General features: G+C 43.6%; 19 protein-coding genes and 1 tRNA gene. 13 read left to right on the top strand and 7 right to left on the bottom strand.

Features of this window, described 5'->3' with window-relative positions:
* Positions 1-280 precede the first annotated feature (280 nt).
* The 11 genes from G5B11_RS01875 (at position 281) to G5B11_RS01825 (ending at position 11,240) form a co-directional block, all read left to right on the top strand.
* A tRNA-Thr gene (locus G5B11_RS01875) sits at positions 281-353 on the top strand.
* A gap of 172 nt (positions 354-525) precedes the next feature.
* The gene (locus G5B11_RS01870; RefSeq protein ID WP_173726667.1) at positions 526-741 is read left to right on the top strand and encodes a hypothetical protein; all 216 of its coding nucleotides are present in this window, start codon (positions 526-528) and stop codon (positions 739-741) included.
* Between the two features lie 87 nt (positions 742-828).
* Entirely contained in the window at positions 829-1,917 is a 1,089-nt protein-coding gene (locus G5B11_RS01865; RefSeq protein ID WP_173726666.1) for an ABC transporter ATP-binding protein, read from the top strand.
* The gene (locus G5B11_RS01860; protein ID WP_173726665.1) at positions 1,904-2,785 is read left to right on the top strand and encodes an ABC transporter permease; all 882 of its coding nucleotides are present in this window, start codon (positions 1,904-1,906) and stop codon (positions 2,783-2,785) included. Before G5B11_RS01865 ends, G5B11_RS01860 begins: the two co-directional genes overlap by 14 nt.
* Positions 2,782-3,567: an ABC transporter permease gene (locus G5B11_RS01855; protein ID WP_173726664.1), complete on the top strand. Its 786-nt coding sequence runs from the start codon at positions 2,782-2,784 to the stop codon at positions 3,565-3,567. Before G5B11_RS01860 ends, G5B11_RS01855 begins: the two co-directional genes overlap by 4 nt.
* 66 nt (positions 3,568-3,633) lie before the next feature.
* Positions 3,634-4,677: a spermidine/putrescine ABC transporter ATP-binding protein gene (gene potA, locus G5B11_RS01850; RefSeq protein WP_173726663.1), complete on the top strand. Its 1,044-nt coding sequence runs from the start codon at positions 3,634-3,636 to the stop codon at positions 4,675-4,677.
* Entirely contained in the window at positions 4,677-5,495 is an 819-nt protein-coding gene (locus tag G5B11_RS01845) for an ABC transporter permease (RefSeq protein ID WP_173726662.1), read from the top strand. Before potA ends, G5B11_RS01845 begins: the two co-directional genes overlap by 1 nt.
* Before the next feature lie 10 nt (positions 5,496-5,505).
* Positions 5,506-7,353: an extracellular solute-binding protein gene (locus tag G5B11_RS01840; RefSeq protein ID WP_173726661.1), complete on the top strand. Its 1,848-nt coding sequence runs from the start codon at positions 5,506-5,508 to the stop codon at positions 7,351-7,353.
* 74 nt (positions 7,354-7,427) lie between these two features.
* A complete protein-coding gene (locus G5B11_RS01835) occupies positions 7,428-8,456 on the top strand; it encodes an ABC transporter substrate-binding protein (RefSeq protein WP_173726660.1) in 1,029 nt (342 codons plus the stop codon).
* A 15-nt stretch (positions 8,457-8,471) separates the two neighbouring features.
* Positions 8,472-10,094 (top strand): phosphoenolpyruvate--protein phosphotransferase, encoded by a 1,623-nt coding sequence (gene ptsP / locus G5B11_RS01830; protein WP_173726659.1) that lies wholly within the window; start codon positions 8,472-8,474, stop codon positions 10,092-10,094.
* Positions 10,095-10,097: 3 nt separating this feature from the next.
* Complete coding sequence (locus G5B11_RS01825; protein ID WP_173726658.1) at positions 10,098-11,240, top strand: DUF362 domain-containing protein; 1,143 nt, start codon at positions 10,098-10,100, stop codon at positions 11,238-11,240.
* Between the two features lie 11 nt (positions 11,241-11,251).
* Here G5B11_RS01825 and G5B11_RS01820 read toward each other — a convergent pair whose 3' ends face one another.
* Positions 11,252-12,127, bottom strand: coding sequence for a homocysteine S-methyltransferase family protein (locus G5B11_RS01820; protein WP_158420257.1), 876 nt, complete (start codon positions 12,125-12,127; stop codon positions 11,252-11,254).
* A gap of 331 nt (positions 12,128-12,458) precedes the next feature.
* Here G5B11_RS01820 and G5B11_RS01815 point away from each other — a divergent pair, with 331 nt between their 5' ends.
* Positions 12,459-14,093 (top strand): LCP family protein, encoded by a 1,635-nt coding sequence (locus G5B11_RS01815; protein ID WP_173726657.1) that lies wholly within the window; start codon positions 12,459-12,461, stop codon positions 14,091-14,093.
* Positions 14,094-14,198: 105 nt separating this feature from the next.
* Here the strand turns inward: G5B11_RS01815 and rfbD are convergent, their stop codons facing one another.
* The 4 genes from rfbD to G5B11_RS01795 all read right to left on the bottom strand — a co-directional run bounded on the left by rfbD (position 14,199) and on the right by G5B11_RS01795 (position 18,391).
* Entirely contained in the window at positions 14,199-15,140 is a 942-nt protein-coding gene (gene rfbD, locus G5B11_RS01810; RefSeq protein WP_173726656.1) for a dTDP-4-dehydrorhamnose reductase, read from the bottom strand.
* A gap of 24 nt (positions 15,141-15,164) precedes the next feature.
* The gene (gene rfbB / locus G5B11_RS01805; protein WP_158420260.1) at positions 15,165-16,184 is read right to left on the bottom strand and encodes a dTDP-glucose 4,6-dehydratase; all 1,020 of its coding nucleotides are present in this window, start codon (positions 16,182-16,184) and stop codon (positions 15,165-15,167) included.
* A 16-nt stretch (positions 16,185-16,200) separates the two neighbouring features.
* The gene (rfbA, locus tag G5B11_RS01800) at positions 16,201-17,097 is read right to left on the bottom strand and encodes a glucose-1-phosphate thymidylyltransferase RfbA (RefSeq protein WP_173726655.1); all 897 of its coding nucleotides are present in this window, start codon (positions 17,095-17,097) and stop codon (positions 16,201-16,203) included.
* Between the two features lie 91 nt (positions 17,098-17,188).
* Positions 17,189-18,391 (bottom strand): MerR family transcriptional regulator, encoded by a 1,203-nt coding sequence (locus G5B11_RS01795; protein WP_173726654.1) that lies wholly within the window; start codon positions 18,389-18,391, stop codon positions 17,189-17,191.
* Positions 18,392-18,588: 197 nt separating this feature from the next.
* On the opposite strand from G5B11_RS01795, the gene G5B11_RS01790 reads away from it, so the two are divergent.
* Positions 18,589-19,305: a hypothetical protein gene (locus tag G5B11_RS01790; RefSeq protein ID WP_173726653.1), complete on the top strand. Its 717-nt coding sequence runs from the start codon at positions 18,589-18,591 to the stop codon at positions 19,303-19,305.
* Positions 19,306-19,326: 21 nt separating this feature from the next.
* Here G5B11_RS01790 and G5B11_RS01785 read toward each other — a convergent pair whose 3' ends face one another.
* Together G5B11_RS01785 and G5B11_RS01780 are read right to left on the bottom strand one after the other, a co-directional pair.
* On the bottom strand, positions 19,327-20,121 hold the full coding sequence (locus G5B11_RS01785; RefSeq protein ID WP_158420264.1) for an ABC transporter permease: 795 nt from the start codon (positions 20,119-20,121) through the stop codon (positions 19,327-19,329).
* Positions 20,114-20,881 (bottom strand): ABC transporter ATP-binding protein, encoded by a 768-nt coding sequence (locus G5B11_RS01780; RefSeq protein WP_173726652.1) that lies wholly within the window; start codon positions 20,879-20,881, stop codon positions 20,114-20,116. Before G5B11_RS01780 ends, G5B11_RS01785 begins: the two co-directional genes overlap by 8 nt.
* Positions 20,882-20,900 lie beyond the last annotated feature (19 nt).

Genomic DNA, 20,900 nt, shown 5'->3' with positions numbered 1-20,900 from the left:
CAGGTACCATAAGGCCTGCAAGCATTTTTTCTTATATTCAACTGTCAAACTCCCGTGTGTGCAAAGCACGGAACAAAGCTTGGAACATTCCGCGTAATCAGGATTTCGGTGCTTTGACATCAAAATTATTTCTGTCCGCTTCCTTATAATAAAAAAACAACTTGACAAACAAGACAAAAGCATTTAAACTAAACAACAGTTTGGGATGAAAGTTATAGTATGCTGGAACACAGCATATTTACTGGAATCCCAGTAATTACAAGAGTTCTAAGAACAACATGCTGGAATAGCTCAGTCGGTAGAGCACTTCACTCGTAATGAAGGGGTCGTGAGTTCGAGTCTCATTTCCAGCTTATAGGAAGATCCTGCGTCGATGATGACGATGCAGGATTTTTTTATAAAACATATTCCCAAAAAGATAAAACTGTGATAGTTTTATGAAAATTACGCAGCATGTGCCGGTTAAGAACAAAAGGCACAGGTTACACATGAGCAGTTACGCCGCAATGAAAGGTGGTAAAAGAGATGAATCAGTACGCAGCAGGTTACGCTTTTTATTATGACGAGAGAACCGCAGCAAAAGCAGCGGCTTTTTTGCGTACCCTGGAATCTGCAATTGATACATGCCTTGGAAGCACTGGCGTACGTGCAGACTGGATGGAGCAGGACGGACCTGCTCTCGCTTGGCATACAATTAAATATAGATGCAGAAAGTATACGGATACCATAGCTGTTTCATAACTGGCAGCAGGTGCCGTATCTTTTTTTGTCTAAAAAGACTTGTCTGCAAAGATGGACAGCTTACTATATGAGAAAGGAAAGAGTTACATGTCAGTTTATTCTCTGGAATTAAAAAATATTACCAAAAGCTTCGGCAAGGACGAAGATGTGTTAAGAGGGATCAGCCTTTCCATTGAAAAAGGTGAGTTTATCACACTACTTGGAGCATCTGGATGTGGAAAGACTACCACATTAAGGATCATAGCAGGACTGGAAGCGCCGGATAGCGGAAATGTATATCTGGATGGCAAAGATGTTACAGACCTGGAACCAAACCAGAGAGGTGTAAACACCATTTTCCAGAACTATGCCCTATTTCCTCACATGACTGTAGCAGATAATGTAGGCTATGGACTGAAACTGAAAAAAGTACCAAAGCAGGAAATAAAGAAACGAGTATCAGAAATGCTGGAGCTGGTACAGCTTTCCGGATTTGAAAAACGAAAACCGGATCAGCTTTCCGGCGGGCAGAGACAAAGGGTGGCAATCGCCAGGGCGCTGATCAATAATCCCCAGGTACTGCTTTTGGATGAGCCTTTAGGGGCATTGGATCTGAAGCTTCGTCGGGCTATGCAGACAGAACTGAAGCGTCTTCAGAAAAAGCTGGGTATAACGTTTATCTATATTACCCATGACCAGGAAGAGGCTATTAACATGTCTGACCGGATCGCTGTGATGCGTGAAGGACACTTTGAGCAGATCGGTACACCGGATCAGATCTATAATCATCCCAAAACCAGTTATGTGGCAGATTTTGTAGGAAACGCCAATATCCTAGAAGGGATTTGCCAGGGAATGGAAGGAACACAGGCGGTTCTTCTTACAGGAGAACAGAAACTGCTGGTGGCATCAGAAGGCATATCCCTAGAAAAAGGCGAAAAGGTTACATTTGCACTTCGCAGCGAAAGTATTCATGTGGATGAAAGCGGTACAGGAAGCCTGACAGCTACTGTGAAAGAAAAGTCTTTTGCTGGCGGTCAGCTGCGTATGCTTTTGGAATTGCCTGATGGCAGTGAGATAACAGCCAGCAGATACGGGATTGATGCAAATGTTAAGATCGGCCAGAAGGTTGGCTGGAGCTTTGAACCTGGAGACGGAGTGATCGTAGACAGGGAGGATCAGGATGAGCAATTATAATACTGAGAAAAAGAAACACAAGGTGAAAAGCCACTCTGTAGGCATGATCCTGCCATTATATATTTTTACCATCCTGTTTGTAGCATGTCCCTTGATCTATATGGTTGCGCTAAGCTTTGCTACACCTGGAGCCGTACATGGGGTAGAATGGATATTTACCCTTGATAATTATAAAAAGATCCTGGAACCGGTATATCTGAATACCTTTGTACAGTCTTTTAAGCTGGCTGTGACAAGTACTCTGATCATTGGACTGGTAGGCTATCCCTTTGGTTATTTTATGGCAAAGCTGCCTGCAGGAAAAAAGAAAAAGGCCATGCTGATCCTGATGCTTCCTTTCTGGGTGAATTCTTTGATCCGTCTGTACGGATGGATCATTATCCTTCAGAAAAAAGGAATTCTGAATTTTGTGCTGAAAAAGCTGGGGATCATTGATAAGTCATTAAAGCTGCTGTACAGCTATCCCGCCATTGTAGTAGGTATGGTATACGTGCTTCTTCCTTTTATGATCCTGTCTGTGTATTCCAGTGCAGAAAAGATGGATTGGTCATTGGTAGAGGCAGCCAGAGATCTGGGCGCAGGAAGGATCAAAGCATTCTGGACGATCACCTGGAGGCTTACCCTGCCAGGCCTGTTATCCGGTGTGATCCTTACTTTCGTGCCGTCCATGGGACTGTTCTTTATAGCAGACATTTTGGGTGGAAATAAGATCGTGCTTGTAGGAAGCCTGATCCAGGATCAGATGACAAGAGGGAATAACTGGCCGTTTGCAGCAACACTGGCAGTAGTCATGATGATTCTTACAACTTTGATGATCTGGTTATACCGAAAGCTTACAAATGCAAAGGATTTGGAGGGAGTAGGATGAAAAAGAATTCAAAATTTGCAAATCTTTATCTTGTTATTATATTTTTGCTGATGTATCTGCCTATTGGGGTAGTGATCGTTTTTTCATTTAATGAGGCAAAGCTTCCGGTAAGATTTACCGGATTCTCCCTGAAGTGGTATCAGGAACTGATGGGGGACAGTGCCATGCTTCAGGCGCTGGTGAACAGCCTGATCCTTGGCGCGGCCAGCTGTTTAGTATCTGCAGTGATCGGTACATTTGGGGCTGTAGGGCTGTCCAGACTGCATCTGAAGTCCAAAGGCATTCTGGAATACATTTCCATTTTGCCGCTTATGATTCCTGAGATCATTCTTGGTATGGTTCTGATGGCATTCTTTTACATGCTGAACCTGCCATTTGGCATGCTTACCCTTTTGATCGGCCATACTGTATTTTGCGTGCCTTATATACTAATGGAGGTGAAAGCAAGGCTTGTGGGGATGGATCCGTCCCTTGAAGAGGCTGCCAGGGATCTGGGGGCATCCTCCATGCGTGCATTCTTTGATATTACACTGCCTTTGATCATGCCGGCAGTCGTATCCGGATCTTTGCTTGCATTTGCCATGTCCATGGATGATGTAGTTATCAGTATTTTTATTAATGGTCCTAAGCTGTCTACTTTGCCTATCAAGGTGTATACCCAGATAAAAACAGGGGTTACACCGGAGATAAATGCCCTTTGTACCATTATGCTTGCTTTTACTGTGATCATGCTGCTTCTGTACAGCCTGATCCGCAGCATACGTAGGAAAAAGAACCGGTAAAAAATTTTTTCAGCAGGAATTCCTGCTATGGAACCAAGTATTTACATTTACTGAGGAGAAAAGAGTATGAACAAACTGATCCAGCTTAAGAATCTTACGAAAAATTTTGATGACCAGCAGGTACTGCGAGGCATCAACCTGGATATTTATGAAAATGAGTTTCTCACCCTTTTAGGACCCAGCGGGTGTGGAAAAACAACCACTTTGCGTATCATAGCAGGGTTTGAGGAGCCAAGTGGAGGGGAAGTACTGTTTGACGGAATTGAGATTTCCAAGCTTCCGCCCTACAAAAGGGAGGTAAATACAGTTTTCCAGAAGTATGCCCTGTTTCCCCATCTCAATGTAGCTGAAAATATAGCCTTTGGATTAAACCTGAAAAAGGTGGAAAAATCCGTGATCGATCAGAAAGTAGGCAAAATGCTGAAAATGGTAGGTCTGGAAGGATTTGAAAAAAGGGATGTAACCCTTCTGTCCGGCGGTCAGCAGCAAAGGGTGGCCATTGCCAGGGCACTGGTAAATGAACCTAAGGTGCTGCTTCTGGATGAGCCCTTAGGTGCTCTTGATGCGAAGATCCGCAAGCAGATGCAGATCGAGCTGAAAAAGATCCAGCAGGAAGTAGGGATTACTTTTATCTATGTCACCCATGATCAGGAAGAGGCTCTTTCTATGTCAGATACAGTGGTAGTTATGAATAATGGAGAGATCCAGCAGATCGGCTCTCCTACAGATATTTACAATGAGCCGGAAAACCGTTTCGTTGCAGGCTTTATTGGTGAATCAAACATTATTGAAGGAATTATGATCCATGATTATCTGGTGGAATTTGATGGATTCCAGTTTGAGTGTGTAGATAAAGGGTTTGAAGACAATGAAGAGATCGAAGTAGTCCTTCGCCCGGAGGATCTGGATATTGTGGAACCACAGGATGCAAAGATCACAGGAGTAGTGAAAAATATTACATTTAAAGGTGTGCATTATGAGATTCTGGTAGAAACTGAGAATAGGATCTACAAGGTGCAGACAACTGATTACGCAGAAGCAGGACGGGAAGTAGGGCTGAAATTCGGTCCTGAGGATATTCATGTCATGTACAGGATGGGGGCATACTGATGAAACAGTTTAAAAGATTGATCATACCGTATTTTATCTGGGCAGTGGTCATTTTGCTGATACCGCTTTTTTTGATTGCCCTGTACGCTGTCACAAAAGAAGGAAATGAAGTCCTTACTGTTACTTTTACCTGGGGAAACTTTGCAAAATTCCTGGAAGCAACATACTTGAATGTGATCCTGAAATCCTTCTGGCTTGGTTTACTAACTACAGTTATTTGCCTGGTGCTGGGATATCCATTGGCTTATATGATTTCAAAATTCCCCGAAAAAATACAGAGTATGCTGATCCTTCTTGTAACCATTCCTATGTGGATCAATATGCTTCTTCGCACGTATGCATGGATGAATCTGCTTTCCGACAACGGGATCATCAATCATCTGCTTTCCATGATAGGGCTTGGACCGGTGTCTATGATGTACACAGATTTTTCCGTTATGATAGGCTTGGTATGTAACTTTATGCCATTTATGATCATTCCTATTCATACATCTTTGACCAAAATGGATAAATCCCTGATTGAGGCTGCTTATGATCTGGGCGCCAATAAGATTCAGACTTTCTGGAAAGTGATCTGGAAGCTTTCCCTTCCAGGTGTGGTAAATGGGATCATGATGGTATTTCTTCTGGCTATTTCCTCTTTCGTTATCCCAAAGCTTCTTGGAGGAGGACAGTATATGCTGATCGGTAATCTGATCGAATCCCAGTTTATCTCTGTAGGGGACTGGAATTTCGGAAGTGCGATTTCTCTGATCCTTGCTGTGATCATCCTGATATTTATGGGACTGATGAAGCGTATGGATAAACAGGATGAATAGGAGGGGACAGATGAAAAGAAAAAACGGAATATTTTCAAGATTTTACATTGCATTATGCCTGATCTTCTTTTACCTTCCTATTCTCGTCACTATGATTTTTTCCTTTAATTCATCAAAATCATTGACAAAGTTTACAGGATTTTCTCTTAGATGGTATGGTGAACTTTTACACAATGGGGAAGTGATAAAGGCGGTATATGTTTCTCTGACCATTGCCATTTTGGCCACTGTGATCTCTACCGTTCTTGGTACGATCACAGCCATTGGGCTTTCAAAGTCAAGGAAAGTGGTAAAAGAACTGCTTTTAAATATTAATAATCTGCCGATTCTGAATCCGGATATTGTAACAGCTATCGGACTGATGCTTTTGTTTTCGTCCCTTGGCTTTCGGAAGGGTTATCTGACTATGCTGCTGGCACACATTGCTTTTTGTACTCCCTACGTGATCACCAGCGTATATCCCAAAGTCAGAAGCCTTGACCCTAATCTGGCCAATGCGGCTATGGATCTGGGGGCAACGCCGGCACAGGCACTTATTAAGGTAATCGTTCCGATGATAAAGGATGGGATTTTTGCAGGTGTGCTTCTTGCATTTACCATGTCCTTTGATGATTTTGTTATTTCGTATTTTGTGTCCGGAAATGGTGTGAAAAATATTTCTATTGTTGTATATAATATGACAAAGAGGATCAATCCTACGATTAATGCCTTATCTGCCATTGTGATCGCAGTGATTGCAGTGGTACTGATTGGGGGAAGACATATTCCTAAATTGCTGGAAAAGTTTCAGGGAAAGCGCAGCAGGAAGGTTGTACGGCTGGTCACTGTGCTGGTTGCATTGGCTCTTTTTGCCGGATTGGTCCGTATGGGACAGACGGCAGGAGGAACTCATGTACTGAAGGTATATAATGCTGGAGAGTACATGGATCTGGAGCTGCTTCAGGAATTTGAAAAAGAGTATAACTGTACAGTGGTATACGAAACCTTTGAATCCAATGAGATGATGTATACCAAGCTTTCAGGCGGTGAGTCTTATGATGTACTGATTCCTTCAGATTATATGATCGAACGTTTGATCAAGGAGGAGTACCTTCAGTATCTTGACTGGGATCTGATCCCAAATGGGAAAAACCTTCTGACAGAAGTCAAGAACAGAAGTTATGATCCGGGAAACCGGTATTCCTGTCCTTATTTCTGGGGAACGGTAGGAATTCTTTATAATAAAAATGTAGTATCCAAGGAAGATTTGCAAGAAGGCTGGGAACTGCTTCGGAATCCGAAATATAAAGGAAACCTGTATATGTATGATTCAGAAAGGGATTCCTTTATGATTGCACTGAAAGCGCTTGGTTATTCCATGAACACAACAGAGGATGCACAGATCCAGGAGGCATTCCAGTGGCTGATCGATCAGAGAAATACCATGGAACCAATCTATGCAGGCGATGATGTGATCGACAATATGATTTCGGGAAATAAAGCTTTGGCTGTGGTATATTCTGGTGATGCTTCGTATATTATCAGTGAAAATCCGGAACTGGATTATTTTACACCGGATCAGGGTACCAACCTGTGGTATGATGCAATGGTGATCACCAAAGACTGTAATGAGGTAGAGCTGGCACATCAGTTTATTAATTTTATGCTGGATGATGAATCTGCTCTTTCCAATACTGAGGAAGTAGGTTATACTTCTTCTGTAAAGAGTGCATATGACGAAATGATCCAGGGTACATATGAAGGGATTTCTTCTTATATTCCGGATATTGATAATTCGGATAATGAGATCTTCCGTTACCAGAAGCCAAAGATCAAACAAAAGTATGCAGAGCTTTGGACAAAGATCAAGGCCGAGTAGGCTGGTACAACATGGTAGTTATCGAAGATAAAAGGCTTCGGTGATTATAAATAAGTAGAAGAGGAGAAACTATTATGAAAAAAAAGATTTTTGCAGCTGTTTTATGTGCAGCATCTGTTGCAGCATCTGTTACTCCTGCTTATGCAGATGATTCCGAGCTTGTGCTTTATACCTGGCAGGGCATGTTTCCACAGGAAGTACTGGATGATTTTGAAAGTGAGACAGGGATTAAGATCACATATTCCAACTTTGATACAGACGAGACCATGCTGGAGAAGGTTTCCATGGCAAAGGGCGGAGACTATGATGTGGTGATCGCAGATGACTATATTCTGGAAAAAGTGATCCAGGAAGGCCTTGCTGAAAAACTTGATAAAGATAAGCTTTCTAATTTTGAAAATATCAATTCTCTGTATCAGGGACAGTTCTACGATCCTACAGATGAGTATACCGTACCTTATGGTGCAGGTATTCCGCTGATCGTGTATGATCCGGACGAAGTGGACATTGACATTGAAGGCTATAATGACCTTTGGGATCCGTCTCTGGAAGACAGTATTGCCTTGACAGCCAACTACAGGGTTATCAATGGTATCACAAACCTTGCACTTGGAAAGAGCATGAATGAAGAGGATGTGGATTCTATTAAAGAAACCGGAAAGAAACTTCTGGAACTGGCTCCCAATGTACGTATGATCCAGGATGATAATACCCAGGATGCACTTCTTAATGGGGAAGCATCCGTAGCATTCCTTTATACTTCACAGGTTACTTCTGTACTTGCAGAAAATCCGGATCTGAAGGTAGTATATCCGAAAGAGGGTCTTGGATTTGGTATTATGGGTATGTTTATTCCAAGTGAAGCACCGGACAAGGATGCAGCTTATCAGTTTGTAAACTATATCCTGCAGCCGGAAGTATCTGCTAAGTGCTTTGACTATATCGGTTACTACTGCACCAATAAAGCAGCAGATGAGTTTGTAGATCCTAACCTGGTAGTACCGGAGGATGTAACAAAGGGCGAGATTATTCAGAATGTAAGCGCAGAGGCTGACGAGCAGTACAATAAGAATTGGACGGAGTTTAAAGCAGCCTGCGATTAAGGGGATCATTTTATTATGGAAATTTATAAAGGCATGTCTACATTTGCAGGAATCGCCATTGGGAAGATCTTTTATTATAACCGGGCAGAGTATCAGCTAAGCCAGTATCTGATCAATAATGTAAAGTATGAATTGACCAGATTTGAACAGGCAAAAGACCAGGTTTTAAAAGACCTGCAACATCAGCTTAAGATGGCAGATCAGGAAGAACAAAAAGAAGATCTTCAGCATCAGATCAGCGTACTTTCCATGGGAAGCTTTGAAAAAGCAGTGGAAAGTATGATAAAAGCGGAAAAAGTCAGTGCAGTTTATGCTGTGATGACTACAAAAGAGGAATTGTCAGCCACCTTCGCCAGTCTGGAAGATCCAGCTGTGAAGGAGCAGATCCGATGTGTCCGTCAAAATGCTGACCATCTGATCACAGTTCTTGGCGGAGTACTTCCCAGGATCGATCTGGGAAAGGAACCGGTGATCCTTGTATCAGACAGCCTTTCCCCAACAGAGATCATGGAAATGGATAAGGGACAGCTGCTTGCGGTTGTGACCCAGCAGGGATCGCAGGTATCCCACGCTGCGATCTTGGCCCGCACCATGGCAGTCCCTTCTCTGGTGGGGATTTCTCCCAAAGAAGAGTGGAATGGATCAAATGCCATTGTCGATGGATATACAGGTACATTGTATATCCAGCCGGACGGAGAATTTTTGAAAGAATATGAGATTCGCAGGATCGCAGATATAGAAGAACGGGAAGACCTTCTGAAACTAAGGCATCAGAAGGACGAAACAGTAGATGGACGTATAGTGCCGATCTATGCCAATATTGGCAATTTAGATGACCTAAACAGTGTGCTTTATTATGAGGCGGCCGGTATTGGTCTTTTACGAAGTGAATTTCAGTATCTGGGAAGAGAGAATTATCCCAGCGAAGAGGAATTATTTGCTGCTTACAAAAGAGTAGCCCAGACGATGGGCAAGAAAAGGGCAGTGATCCGTACAGTAGACCTGGGAGCTGATAAACAGGCGAAATACTTGAAGATCCCCGAGGAAATCAATCCTATCATGGGGAATCGGGGAATTCGTCTCTGCCTTGACAGAAGGGAAATGTTTAAGGTTCAGCTGCGTGCTATTTACCGTGCTTCCGCGTATGGCCGTCTGGCACTGATGTATCCAATGATCGATTCCATGGAGGAGATGGATGCTATAGAGCAGATTCTTGCTGAAGTAAGAGCAGAGTTGGACGAAAAAAGACAGCCATACCAGGAGATTCCAAAGGCTATTATGATCGAGACACCGGCTGCAGTAATGATTAGTGAAGAATTGGCTAAAAGAGTGGATTTCTTAAGCCTTGGCACCAATGATCTGACCCAGTATACCCTTGCCATGGACAGGCAGAATCCTTTACTTCGTAACAAGTATAATGATCATCATCCGGCTGTATTGAAGATGATCCAGATGGTGGTGGATGCAGGACATAAAAATGGACGTAAAGTATACATCTGTGGCGAGATAGCTGCAGATACAAAGCTTACACACACATTTATACAAATGGGAGTAGATGGCCTGTCTGTAGTTCCTGCCTGTATCCTTCCGGTACGCCGGGCAGTGAGAAATACAGATCTTACAGAAGGGAAGGACTGATTTATGGAGCAAAAAAGCAGAGTGATTCTTCTTCCTTGTAAGGAATATGAGGAAGAAGAAATTTATTCTCTTCTTAAAAAAGGGCTTGCACTGCTTGGAGGTGTTGAAAGCCTGATCGGAAAAGAAGAACAAATCCTTTTAAAACCAAATCTTCTGAAAAAAGCAGAAATAGAAAAGGCTGTGATCACTCATCCTATTGTGGTCGGTGCGCTGGCAAGGATCCTGCGGGAAGAAGGTTATAACCGGATCATGCTGGCAGATTCTTGCGGAAATGGAACTACCAGTAAGGTGATACAAGGAACAGGGATGGATGCTTATTTGGAAAAGTATCACATCCCTGCTGTTGATTATAAAAAACCAGTAATGGTTTCTTATCCTCAGGGGATCCAGGCAAAGGAATTTATATTGCCTAAGGAGCTTACAGAGGCGGATTGTGTGATTTCTGTGTCAAAAATGAAAACACATGCACTGGAGCGGATCACAGGGGCAGTAAAAAACAGTTATGGATTTATATATGGAAGACAAAAAGCCATTGGACATACCAGGTATCCCAGTGCGGATAGCTTTGCCAGAATGCTGGTTGATTTGAACAAGATGGTAAAGCCCAGGCTGTATCTGATGGATGGCATTGTTGCCATGGAGGGCAATGGTCCGGGAGCAGGTGATCCTGTGCCTATGAATGTACTGCTTATGTCTACAGATCCTGTGGCCCTTGATAGTATGTTTGCAAGACTTGTCTATCTGGATCCTGCATTGGTTCCAACAAATTATCATGGAGAAAAGATGGGGCTTGGTACATGGAAGGAAGAGGAAATCTTAGTTCTCCTTCCTGAAGGAAAAGAGATTTCCATTTCAGATGCTGTGAAACTGTTTGGTAAACCAGATTTTCATGTGGATCGGAAAAGACTCCGGCAGAACCTGTGGACCAGGATGGCTAAAGCATTGAATCTGTTCCAGAAAAAGCCCTATATTCAGGCGGATTTGTGTGTTAAATGTGGTATCTGTGTGAATAGCTGTCCTGTGCCGGAAAAGGCGGTGGACTTCCGTAAGGGGAAAGACCAGCCGCCTGTTTATGATTATAAAAAATGTATCCGGTGTTTTTGCTGTCAGGAAATGTGTCCTAAAAAAGCAATTAAAGTAAGATAACAGAAGGGGGATCAAAGGCTGCGGATCAGTTGTGCGGTCTGACGGATAAATTCCGGTGTGGTGCCGCAGCAGCCTCCTATCACAGAGGCACCATTTTCTATCAGTACTTTCATATGTCTGGCAAAATCTTCTGCGGTCATATTGTATACAGCATGTCCCTGGTCATCAATGGAAGGCATACCTGCATTGGGCTTGGCAACTACAGGTATGGATACGTTTTCGTGTATATTCCGTATCACAGATACCAGCTGATCTGGTCCCACAGAGCAGTTCACTCCTACAGCTGATGCACCGGCTGCCTCCAGGGCAAGTGCTGCTTCAACTGCATTGCCGCCGCTGAAAATACTGCCATCTGCTTCTACAGTCATGGTGCAAAGGATAGGAAGATCGCATATACTGGAGACAGCATCTACAGCTGCCAGTGTTTCTTCGATATTGATCATGGTTTCTGCTGCAAAAAGATCCACACCGGCATCTACCAGGTATCCAGCCTGTTCTTTGTACATTTCATAGGCGTTTTCATACGTCATTTCGCCTGCCGGAACCATCATCTTGCCGGAGGTGGTAATATCACCGGCTACATAAGCCCTGCCCTTGGCAATCTCTTTCGAATAGCTGACCAGTGTATGATTGATCTGGCTGGCTTGATCCTGAAGATTGTGCAGGCTAAGACTGCACCGATTGCCGCCAAAGGTAGGAGCGTAGATGATCTGGCTTCCTGCTTCGATATATTCTTTCTGCAGTTTCTGAATCACATCTTTGTGGCTGAGCACCCATTCTTCGGTGCATACGCCTCTTGGCATTCCTGCTGCCATCAGATTGGAGCCTGTGGCGCCGTCAAGGAGCAGGATTTGGTCTGCAAGCTGTAAAAAAGTATCTTTGGTCATGTATAATGCCTCCTATAATGTGAGATTTTCCGCAATTTGGTTAGAATTATAGCATACACGTTGAAAAATATCCATTTTAATCCCATAATTTATAAAAAGAATCTTAAATTTAAGCTGTATAAGGATTCTCCTCTTGATTTTCATGTATCCAGCGTATAAAATATGGGGTGATTTTGAATATCAGCTGGGAGTCAATCCCCCAGCTGATATAGCCTCCGGCAGGATTGCAGAGGTGCGCAGGAGAAGTATGTCATGCAATTGCATGACGCGCACCTCGCAGCAAGAATGCCGAGGCATTCTTGAAATATGTGATGAAAAGGAGAATGCAAGGATGAATTGGAAGAAAAAGTTTGACAGGGTGCCAGGTCTGGTGATCACTGTGCTTTTACTGGTGGTTTCCGTGATCTTTATGGTTATGCTTGCCAGAACAAAGATGATTCCAGATACCTACATGATTGTTGCCGGTGTGATCCTGTTTTTGTTCGTGGTCCTCACTGCAGCCCTTGTATGGCGAATGAGCAATAAGATCCGGTTTACTGTCGGGGCTTTGCTTGGGTTTGTATTTATTGCAATTCTTGCCATTGGCGGTGCTTACGTGAATCAGACAAGGAAAGCCATCACCAGGATTTCCGGAGAAAAGACTGAGATCACCAAGATATCTGTTTATGTAAAGGCTGAGGATACAGCAGATTCTGTGGACGCCACCAAGGGGGACACTTATGGTATCCTTCAGGCTCTTGACCGTACCAACACAGACGGAGCTGTTGCCCATCTGAAAAGCCAGTTTGATACAGATGTGAATACAGTAGAGTTCCCAGGGCTTACAGAACTGGCAGATGGTCTTCTGAACGGTCAGGTACAGGCACTGATCCTGAACCAGGCTTATGTGGAAGTCTTGTCCGAGATGGAAGGATATACAGATATCCAGTCAAAGATCAAAGAAGTTGGTACAGTAGATGTGGAGAATGTGATCGCCGAGAAGGATGAAGAGCCGGTGAAGCCGGTAGAGACTGCTGGCGGCGGCAAGATCTATACCATTTATATTAGCGGTATTGATACAAGAGGCGAGATGACTGCTTCCAGCCGAAGTGATGTGAATATCGTGGCCACCATCAATACAGAGACAAAGCAGATCCTGCTTGTGTCCACACCACGAGATTATTTTGTTCCTCTTTCTATTTCCAATGGAGCAAAGGATAAGCTGACCCATGCCGGTATCTATGGTATTGATGTATGTATGGATACATTGGGTATGCTTTACGATGAAGATATTCATTATTATTTCCGCGTGAACTTTGGAGGATTTACAAAGATCATTGATGCACTTGGCGGCATTGATGTGGATTCTGATTATGAATTTGATTCCAGAAACATTCTGGGATGGCATTACAACAAAGGCGTCAATCATCTGGATGGAGAGTCTGCTCTTGTATTTGCAAGAGAGAGATATGCATTTTCTGAAGGTGACAGACAGAGGGGCAAGAACCAGATGGCTGTGATCAAAGCAGTGATTGCAAAGGCAATGTCTCCGGACATCCTGAAGAATTATTCCAGTGTGATCGAAGGCCTGGATGGCTGCTTTGGCACGAATATTACTTATGAGGAGATTGCTGAGATCCTCCAGGATCAGCTGAAGAATGGGGGCACCTGGAATGTGGTTACTTACAGCGTGAATGGTACTGGTGCAAAGGAAAAGCCATACTCCTTAAGTCAGCCTGCTTACGTTATGATCCCGGATGAGACTACAGTAGATAAGGCCAAAGAGCTGATGGCAAAGGTACGTGACGGACAGACCATCACTCAGGATGAGGCTGCTTCTGATACATCTACCCAGGATATGGGAATCCCGGAGGACGGTCCTATCACTCCATCCCCTGTTCCGGGGCAGGAGGGCAGTTCAGATGCACAGGAAGGTACAGCTGCAGATGCTGCAGCAGACACTACAACAGCAGATAGCGCTGCATAAATTTGGGTAAAACGAATATGTTAAAAAAGACCTGCAAAAGTATTTTTCGTACTTTGCAGGTCTTTTGCTGTCAGGGATAAACCAACCTAAAATTGTTTTTAATTATCAGAAATCCAGTTCTTTTAAATATCTAGCAAGTGCATCCTGCCAGGTGGGAAGAGGAGTAAATCCGCATTTGGCCAACTTGCTTTTATCCAGACGGCTGTTAAATGGTCTTGCTGCTTTTGAAGCACCATATTCAGCAGTAGTCACCGGATATACGTGGCAGTGATCAGGAGCATATTCCGGATGTCCAAGGGCTTCCGCCTGACGGAAGATCTCCTTTGTGAAGTCATACCAGCTGATGTAGCCCCCCTCATTGGTAGCATGATAATATCCGTATTTGTCGGTCAAAATCATATCTACCATCAGACGGGCCAGGTCAAAGGTGTAGGTAGGGGTGCCAATCTGGTCATTTACCACACGAAGGGTATCGTGTGTTTTACCAAGACTTAGCATGGTTTTGATAAAATTCTTTCCGTTTTTTCCAAACACCCAGGCAATACGGATAATGAAGAATTTGGAAACAAGACCGGAAACAGCAAGTTCACCGTCCAGTTTGGTCTGTCCGTAAACATTTAATGGCTTGTAATCCTTGCAGTCCGGATCCCAAGGCGACTCTCCTTGTCCGTCAAATACATAGTCGGTAGAAAGGTACATCATTTTAATGTCCAGCTTCTGGCATACCTTTGCAATATTTTCTGTGCCTGTTACGTTTACCAGGCGAACCTTTTCCTGTTTATCCTCATCTTCGGCAGCATCAACAGCTGTCCATGCAGCACAATGGATCACAGCATCCGGTTTGATCTGTGTCAGGATATTTTCTACGGCCCTGGCATCTGTAATGTCCATGGAAACATAAGGCATTTCAGTAACCGGGGAATGATCCTGTATACCGCTGTAGACCGGTGCAATATCAGACCCAACGCCTTCAAAGCCCCGCTTGTGCAGCTCATTCATCACATCATGGCCAAGCTGTCCTGCCACACCTGTTACAAAAAACTTCATAGCGTCCTCCTCACGATCCTTATATCAGCGATTGCCGTACATTTTTTCGTAGTAATTCTGATACTCACCGGAAATAATGGTTTCCCACCATTCCTTATTGTCAAGATACCAGCGGATGGTTTTTTTGATTCCGTCTGCGAATTTTGTTTCCGGAAGCCAGCCAAGCTCATTATGGATCTTGGTAGGATCGATGGCATAACGCATGTCATGCCCCTTACGGTCTGCTACATAAGTAATAAGGCTTTCCGGTTTGCCTAGTTCTTTACAGATGATTTTTACAATATCGATGTTCTTCATCTCGTTATGTCCGCCGATGTTGTAAACTTCGCCTACGCGGCCTTTATGAATGATCAGGTCGATTGCCTTGCAGTGATCTTCTACATACAACCAGTCACGTACATTTTCGCCCTTTCCATAAACCGGAAGAGGCTTGTCATTCAGCGCATTTGCGATCATAAGAGGAATCAGCTTCTCAGGGAAGTGGTATGGACCGTAGTTGTTGGAGCAACGGCTGATGGTTACAGGCAGGCCGTAAGTTCTGTGGTAAGCAAGTACCAGAAGGTCAGCGCCTGCTTTGGAAGAACTGTAAGGGCTGCTTGTATGGATGGGAGTTTCCTCAGTAAAGAACAGGTCCGGGCGGTCCAGAGGCAGATCTCCATAAACTTCGTCAGTGGAAACCTGATGGTAACGCTGGATTCCGTATTTGCGGCATGCATCCATCAGAACAGCAGTGCCGATAATATTGGTGTTCAGGAAAACCTCAGGGTTTTCGATAGAACGGTCTACATGGCTTTCTGCTGCAAAGTTTACAACCATATCCGGATGCTCTTCTTCAAAAAGTTTGTATACAGCTTCTCTATCTGTAATGCTTTCTTTTACAAAACGGAAATTTGGATTGTCCATTACAGGTGCAAGAGTGGAAAGATTACCTGCGTAGGTCAGGCAGTCCAGACAGATGATCCGGTAATCCGGATATTTTTTTAACATATGAAAAATAAAGTTGCTTCCGATAAATCCGGCACCGCCGGTAACAATGATCTTCATTTTATAAATTCTCCTTTCAGTGCAGAACATCCAGATATTTACCATCCAGAACGTCTTTTAAATACTGTCCATACTGATTCTTTTTCAGAACTTCGTATACCTTTAAAACGTCTTCCTTTGTGATCCAGCCATTTAAGTAGGCAATCTCCTCCAGGCAGGCGATCTTTCTGTGCTGATGGCTTTCCATAGTTTTTACAAAGTTGGTTGCCTCCACCAGACTTTCATGTGTACCGGTATCCAGCCAGGTAAAGCCCTGTCCCAGAAGCTCTACATTTAATGTATTATTCTCAAGGTAGATACGGTTCAGATCTGTGATTTCCAGCTCTCCTCTGGCACTTGGCTTCAGGTTCTTTGCATATTCAACCACTCGGTTGTCATAGAAATAAAGGCCTGTCACACAGTAGTTGCTCTTTGGATGCTCTGGCTTTTCCTCGATGGAAACTGCTTTTCCGTCTTTGTCGAACTCTACGATACCGAAACGCTCCGGATCATCTACATAGTAACCGAAAACAGTGGCTCCTTTGCCGGATTCTGCGTTTTCAACAGCTGCTTTTAACCTTTTTTTCAGGCCATGTCCAGCGAAAATATTATCACCAAGAACCATTGCAACGGTATCATTGCCGATAAAGTCGGCACCAATGATAAAGGCCTGTGCAAGTCCGTCCGGGCTTGGCTGTACAGCATAGGTCAGATGTACACCGAACTGATGTCCATCCCCCAGAAGTTCATGGAATCTTGGGGTATCCTGAGGTGTGGAAATGATCAGGATATCACGGATCCCTGCGTTCATCAATACGGACATGGGATAGTAGATCATAGGTTTGTCATAAATCGGTAACAGCTGTTTGGATGTTACCATGGTAAGCGGATAAAGACGGGTACCGGAGCCTCCGGCAAGAATAATTCCCTTCATAGTAATATCTTCTCCTTTGTTTTGTAAATGGTGCGTTATTTATGATAGTTTCAGTATAAAAGATAACGTAAGGTCACTTTCAAGGGCTTTTTTACAATTTTTTTAAATTTGTTACTTTTTCACAAAGAAAAAGTCCTGCATCTTTAGTAATGTGAAAACCATGCTCTGTTTTTTTCTCCACAAAGGAGCGGAATTCCTTGTAATGATCCAGAATATATTGATTCTGATTGCCGTGGCAGGAAAGGATATAGGAGATCAGAGGCTGGGCATCAGGAACCACAAGGTGATCAGGATAGGATTCCCAGGTTACTGAGGAAAAATACCTGGACAGAATCCCGGCTCCGTTTTCTCTGCCAAATTTCTCATAAAGCTTTTCTGCGGAAAGAACGATCCGGTCATCAAAATCCTGAACAAGCTGACTTACCTCTCGCATATGGCTGCTGCTGTATGTGGAGCACAGGAACAAACCGCCAGGCTTTAATACACGGCTTACTTCCTGGCATACATCCCCGATTCTGTCACAGTAAAAAAGTACGTGGCCTGCGATCACCAGGTCAAAGCTTTCATCTGGGAAAGGTATCTGATGGCAGTCAAAGGCAGTATAGGAAAAACGGGGATCCACTCCTCCTATGGCTCTTCGGGCATCACGGAGAATACCGCTTGAAGTGTCGGAAAGGGTTACGGAAATATTCCTGGGAAGGCAGGAAAGATTCTCTGTCCATAAAGTACCGTCGCCACATCCAATCTCAAGCACTTTCATACCATCTGTCAGATGACAATGCTGGTAAAACCAGGGGAACCATCCCTGGTGGTTCACAGAATAAAGACTGTGCAGATTGATTCTGGCAGAAATATTGGAGGCATCCTGGTATTGGTTCTTCAGGCTGTTTTCCATGCCTGTAAGATGAATCAGGTTCAGCATCTGGCTCCAGTTTACTGTGTGCTCCTTTCGGATCATGTCTGCAGTATCCAGTATAGCCTGTTCTACCATTTCCATTTGTTCAATCCGATCCCGTACAAGCTTTAGCTGCACATCCAGGGAATTAAGCATGAAGTGATAATCTGAATCATCAATAGTCATTTTACGGATATCGTCCAGAGAAAAACCTAAGTATTTTAAAAGAAGGATCTGCTGCAGACGGGCAAAATCCTCATCTGTATAAAAACGTGCTCCTGCAGGGGATACATATGAGGGCTTCAGGATGTCCTGTTTATCGTAATAACGGATGGTGCGAAGGGTAACGTGGGCCATCCTTGCAAATTCACCGGAAGAATAGTAGCCTTTTTTTTTCATGGGAAAAATGCCTCCTTATATTCAGGGCGTGTCTTAAGGCATTCCCCCACATATGGCTGGTACAGATGGGCTCAGACCTTTTGACGCTGTAATCATATTATAAATGGAATTCTGTGACAGAACAAGAATATGTATGTTTATTTCTGAGAAAGTATGGTATCATATATAAATATTATGAAATGAAAATGAGGAATTTTATGAGAATTGAACTGGAAGATGAAAATAAAAAAAAACAGCAGGAGGAACATACCTGTCAGCAGCTGAGTCAGAAACATGAATCAGATCTTACTAAAAAAGAAAAAAGGCTTCTGGAAAAAGAAAAATTAAAAGTAATGGATTGGAAAGGAAAACTGCAGTATATCTGGATGTATTATAAGGTATGGATTTTTGCAGCAATAGGGATAGTGTTCCTGGCTTTTGGAATACGAAGCTGGATAGAAAATGCCAGGATCAAAACCTTCTTATCCATTGCTGTGGTAGATTCTGCAGGTGCTGATTATGAAACTGTCCAAGAAAACCTGAAAGAATTATCGGGGATTGACCAGGACCCATACCAGAAGGTTGATATTACAGAAACATTGGTATCAAATGAAGATGGTACCCAGTTGGATACATACAGCCAGGTGGCTTTTGTGACAAAGGTTCAGGCGCAGGCTTTCGATGTGGTATTAATGCCGGAAACACTTTGCAGTTCCTTTGAAAAGGAAGGTTATTTTATGGATCTTGATCAGCTGTTAGATCAGGATACCCTTCAGGCAGCAGGACAAAAGGTACAGGGAAATCACATTCTGGTTTTAAATCAAAATCTGAAAGAACAGTTTGGAGTTGAATATGAGCCGGTATGTGTGGCCGTGCTTGTAAATGCCCAGAATACGGAAGCGGCTTCAAAGTGGCTGAAGCAGCTGCTTATGTAGGCCGGAGAAAGACTCCGACAATTAGTGCTTTCTCACTTTTCTTTCAATAAGATTCAGGATTCCATATAAAAGCATGGCAATGATCATCAGGATCACAATGGACATCAGTACCCAGGTAAGCTTAAAGGTCTGGCTTCCATAGATGATCAGGTATCCCAGTCCTTGTCTGGCACCAATGAATTCCCCAATGATCACGCCAACCAGACAAAGACCTATGTTTACCTTCATGTTGCTTAGTATGGTAGGTACAGAAGAGGGAAGGACGATCTTAAATAATTCATCTATCCTGCCACCCCCAAGGGTTCGTATCAGTTTCAGCTTTTCCTGGCTGATTTCGGTAAAGCCTGTATACAGGTTGAGAATACAGCCGAAGATGGCGACGGATATGCCGGATACAATAATAGTTTTCTCGCTGGCACCCAGCCAGACAATAAGAAGTGGAGCAAGTGCGGATTTTGGCAGGCTGTTCAGAACCACCAGGTAGGGCTCCAGGATTCTGGAGATTTTTGGGAAAAGCCATAGGATCACTGCACTTAAGATACCAAGACTCATTACAAGAAAAAAGCTGATCAGGGTTTCTGACAGTGTGATGCGGATATGCAAGGTAAGAGATTGTTCTTTCAGCATTTTTACAAAGGTTTCCAGGACCAGGGAAGGACTGGAAAAAATAAAGGAATCGATCCATTGTTTCCTGGAAGCGGTTTCCCAGAAAAACAGGAAAAAAGCTAGAAGCAGGAGCCTGAATGCATGGATCAGGATTCTGTCTCTTTTTAACCTGAAAAGATATTGCTGTTGTCTGAAAGAGTGATTATTCATTCTGATTTAGCTCCTTCCATATTAGATTAAAATAATATTTAAAAAGCGAGGCATTTCTGGAGGACATAGGTGTTCTGTCTTTTAGGCCAAGCTCAATGGGGACGATCTTTTTCACAACAGCAGGACGTTTTGACAGGATCACTACACGGTCAGCCATACTAATGGCTTCTCCGATATCATGAGTCACCAGAATTGCAGGTTTATTTTCTTTCTTCAGGATTTTTCCAATATCATCGCTTACATTCAGACGTGTCTGATAATCAAGGGCAGAAAAGGGCTCATCAAGGAGTAGAAGCTCCGGCTTCAGCAGCAGGGTACGGATTAGGGCAGCACGCTGCCGCATGCCTCCAGACAACTGGGACGGTCTGGCATTTCTGAATTTATCCAGACCATAAGTGGCCAGCATCTGATCTGCCAGCTCTTTTTTGGCGGGAGTAAGCTGATGACGGATCTCCAGCCCCAGGATAATATTTCTGTATATGGATCTCCATTCCAGCAGATGGTCTTTCTGCAGCATATATCCTATACGTGTGTTTGGGGTTCCTACAGGCTGATCTCCCATATAGATGGAGCCTTTTTCAGGAGTTAAAAGTCCGCTGATCAGGTTCAGGAGCGTAGACTTCCCACATCCGGATGGACCGGCAATGGCAAGAAACTCGCCAGGCATCAGGTCAAAGGATATATTAGAAAGGGCTGGTGTTTCCCCGGAAAGGCTGTGGTAGGAGAGGCTTACATCTCTGACTTCCAGTAGTGGCTTCATATATTTTGCCTCCAATTTA

The sequence above is a fragment of the Blautia glucerasea genome (assembly GCF_013304385.1).
Taxonomy (GTDB): Bacteria; Bacillota; Clostridia; order Lachnospirales; family Lachnospiraceae; genus Blautia_A; species Blautia_A ammoniilytica.
The sequence above is the reverse complement of the archived record's forward strand: the minus strand, read 5'-3'. Positions and strand labels throughout refer to the sequence as shown.

Excerpts from the sequence above, each read along its gene's own strand:
- G5B11_RS01870 (WP_173726667.1), top strand. The coding sequence starts at position 526 with ATGAATCAGTACGCAGCAGGTTACGCTTTTTATTATGACGAGAGAACC.
- G5B11_RS01865 (WP_173726666.1), top strand. The coding sequence starts at position 829 with ATGTCAGTTTATTCTCTGGAATTAAAAAATATTACCAAAAGCTTCGGC.
- G5B11_RS01860 (WP_173726665.1), top strand. The coding sequence starts at position 1,904 with ATGAGCAATTATAATACTGAGAAAAAGAAACACAAGGTGAAAAGCCAC.
- G5B11_RS01855 (WP_173726664.1), top strand. The coding sequence starts at position 2,782 with ATGAAAAAGAATTCAAAATTTGCAAATCTTTATCTTGTTATTATATTT.
- potA (WP_173726663.1), top strand. The coding sequence starts at position 3,634 with ATGAACAAACTGATCCAGCTTAAGAATCTTACGAAAAATTTTGATGAC.
- G5B11_RS01845 (WP_173726662.1), top strand. The coding sequence starts at position 4,677 with ATGAAACAGTTTAAAAGATTGATCATACCGTATTTTATCTGGGCAGTG.
- G5B11_RS01840 (WP_173726661.1), top strand. The coding sequence starts at position 5,506 with ATGAAAAGAAAAAACGGAATATTTTCAAGATTTTACATTGCATTATGC.
- G5B11_RS01835 (WP_173726660.1), top strand. The coding sequence starts at position 7,428 with ATGAAAAAAAAGATTTTTGCAGCTGTTTTATGTGCAGCATCTGTTGCA.
- ptsP (WP_173726659.1), top strand. The coding sequence starts at position 8,472 with ATGGAAATTTATAAAGGCATGTCTACATTTGCAGGAATCGCCATTGGG.
- G5B11_RS01825 (WP_173726658.1), top strand. The coding sequence starts at position 10,098 with ATGGAGCAAAAAAGCAGAGTGATTCTTCTTCCTTGTAAGGAATATGAG.
- G5B11_RS01820 (WP_158420257.1), bottom strand. The coding sequence starts at position 12,127 with ATGACCAAAGATACTTTTTTACAGCTTGCAGACCAAATCCTGCTCCTT.
- G5B11_RS01815 (WP_173726657.1), top strand. The coding sequence starts at position 12,459 with ATGAATTGGAAGAAAAAGTTTGACAGGGTGCCAGGTCTGGTGATCACT.
- rfbD (WP_173726656.1), bottom strand. The coding sequence starts at position 15,140 with ATGAAGTTTTTTGTAACAGGTGTGGCAGGACAGCTTGGCCATGATGTG.
- rfbB (WP_158420260.1), bottom strand. The coding sequence starts at position 16,184 with ATGAAGATCATTGTTACCGGCGGTGCCGGATTTATCGGAAGCAACTTT.
- rfbA (WP_173726655.1), bottom strand. The coding sequence starts at position 17,097 with ATGAAGGGAATTATTCTTGCCGGAGGCTCCGGTACCCGTCTTTATCCG.
- G5B11_RS01795 (WP_173726654.1), bottom strand. The coding sequence starts at position 18,391 with ATGAAAAAAAAAGGCTACTATTCTTCCGGTGAATTTGCAAGGATGGCC.
- G5B11_RS01790 (WP_173726653.1), top strand. The coding sequence starts at position 18,589 with ATGAGAATTGAACTGGAAGATGAAAATAAAAAAAAACAGCAGGAGGAA.
- G5B11_RS01785 (WP_158420264.1), bottom strand. The coding sequence starts at position 20,121 with ATGAATAATCACTCTTTCAGACAACAGCAATATCTTTTCAGGTTAAAA.
- G5B11_RS01780 (WP_173726652.1), bottom strand. The coding sequence starts at position 20,881 with ATGAAGCCACTACTGGAAGTCAGAGATGTAAGCCTCTCCTACCACAGC.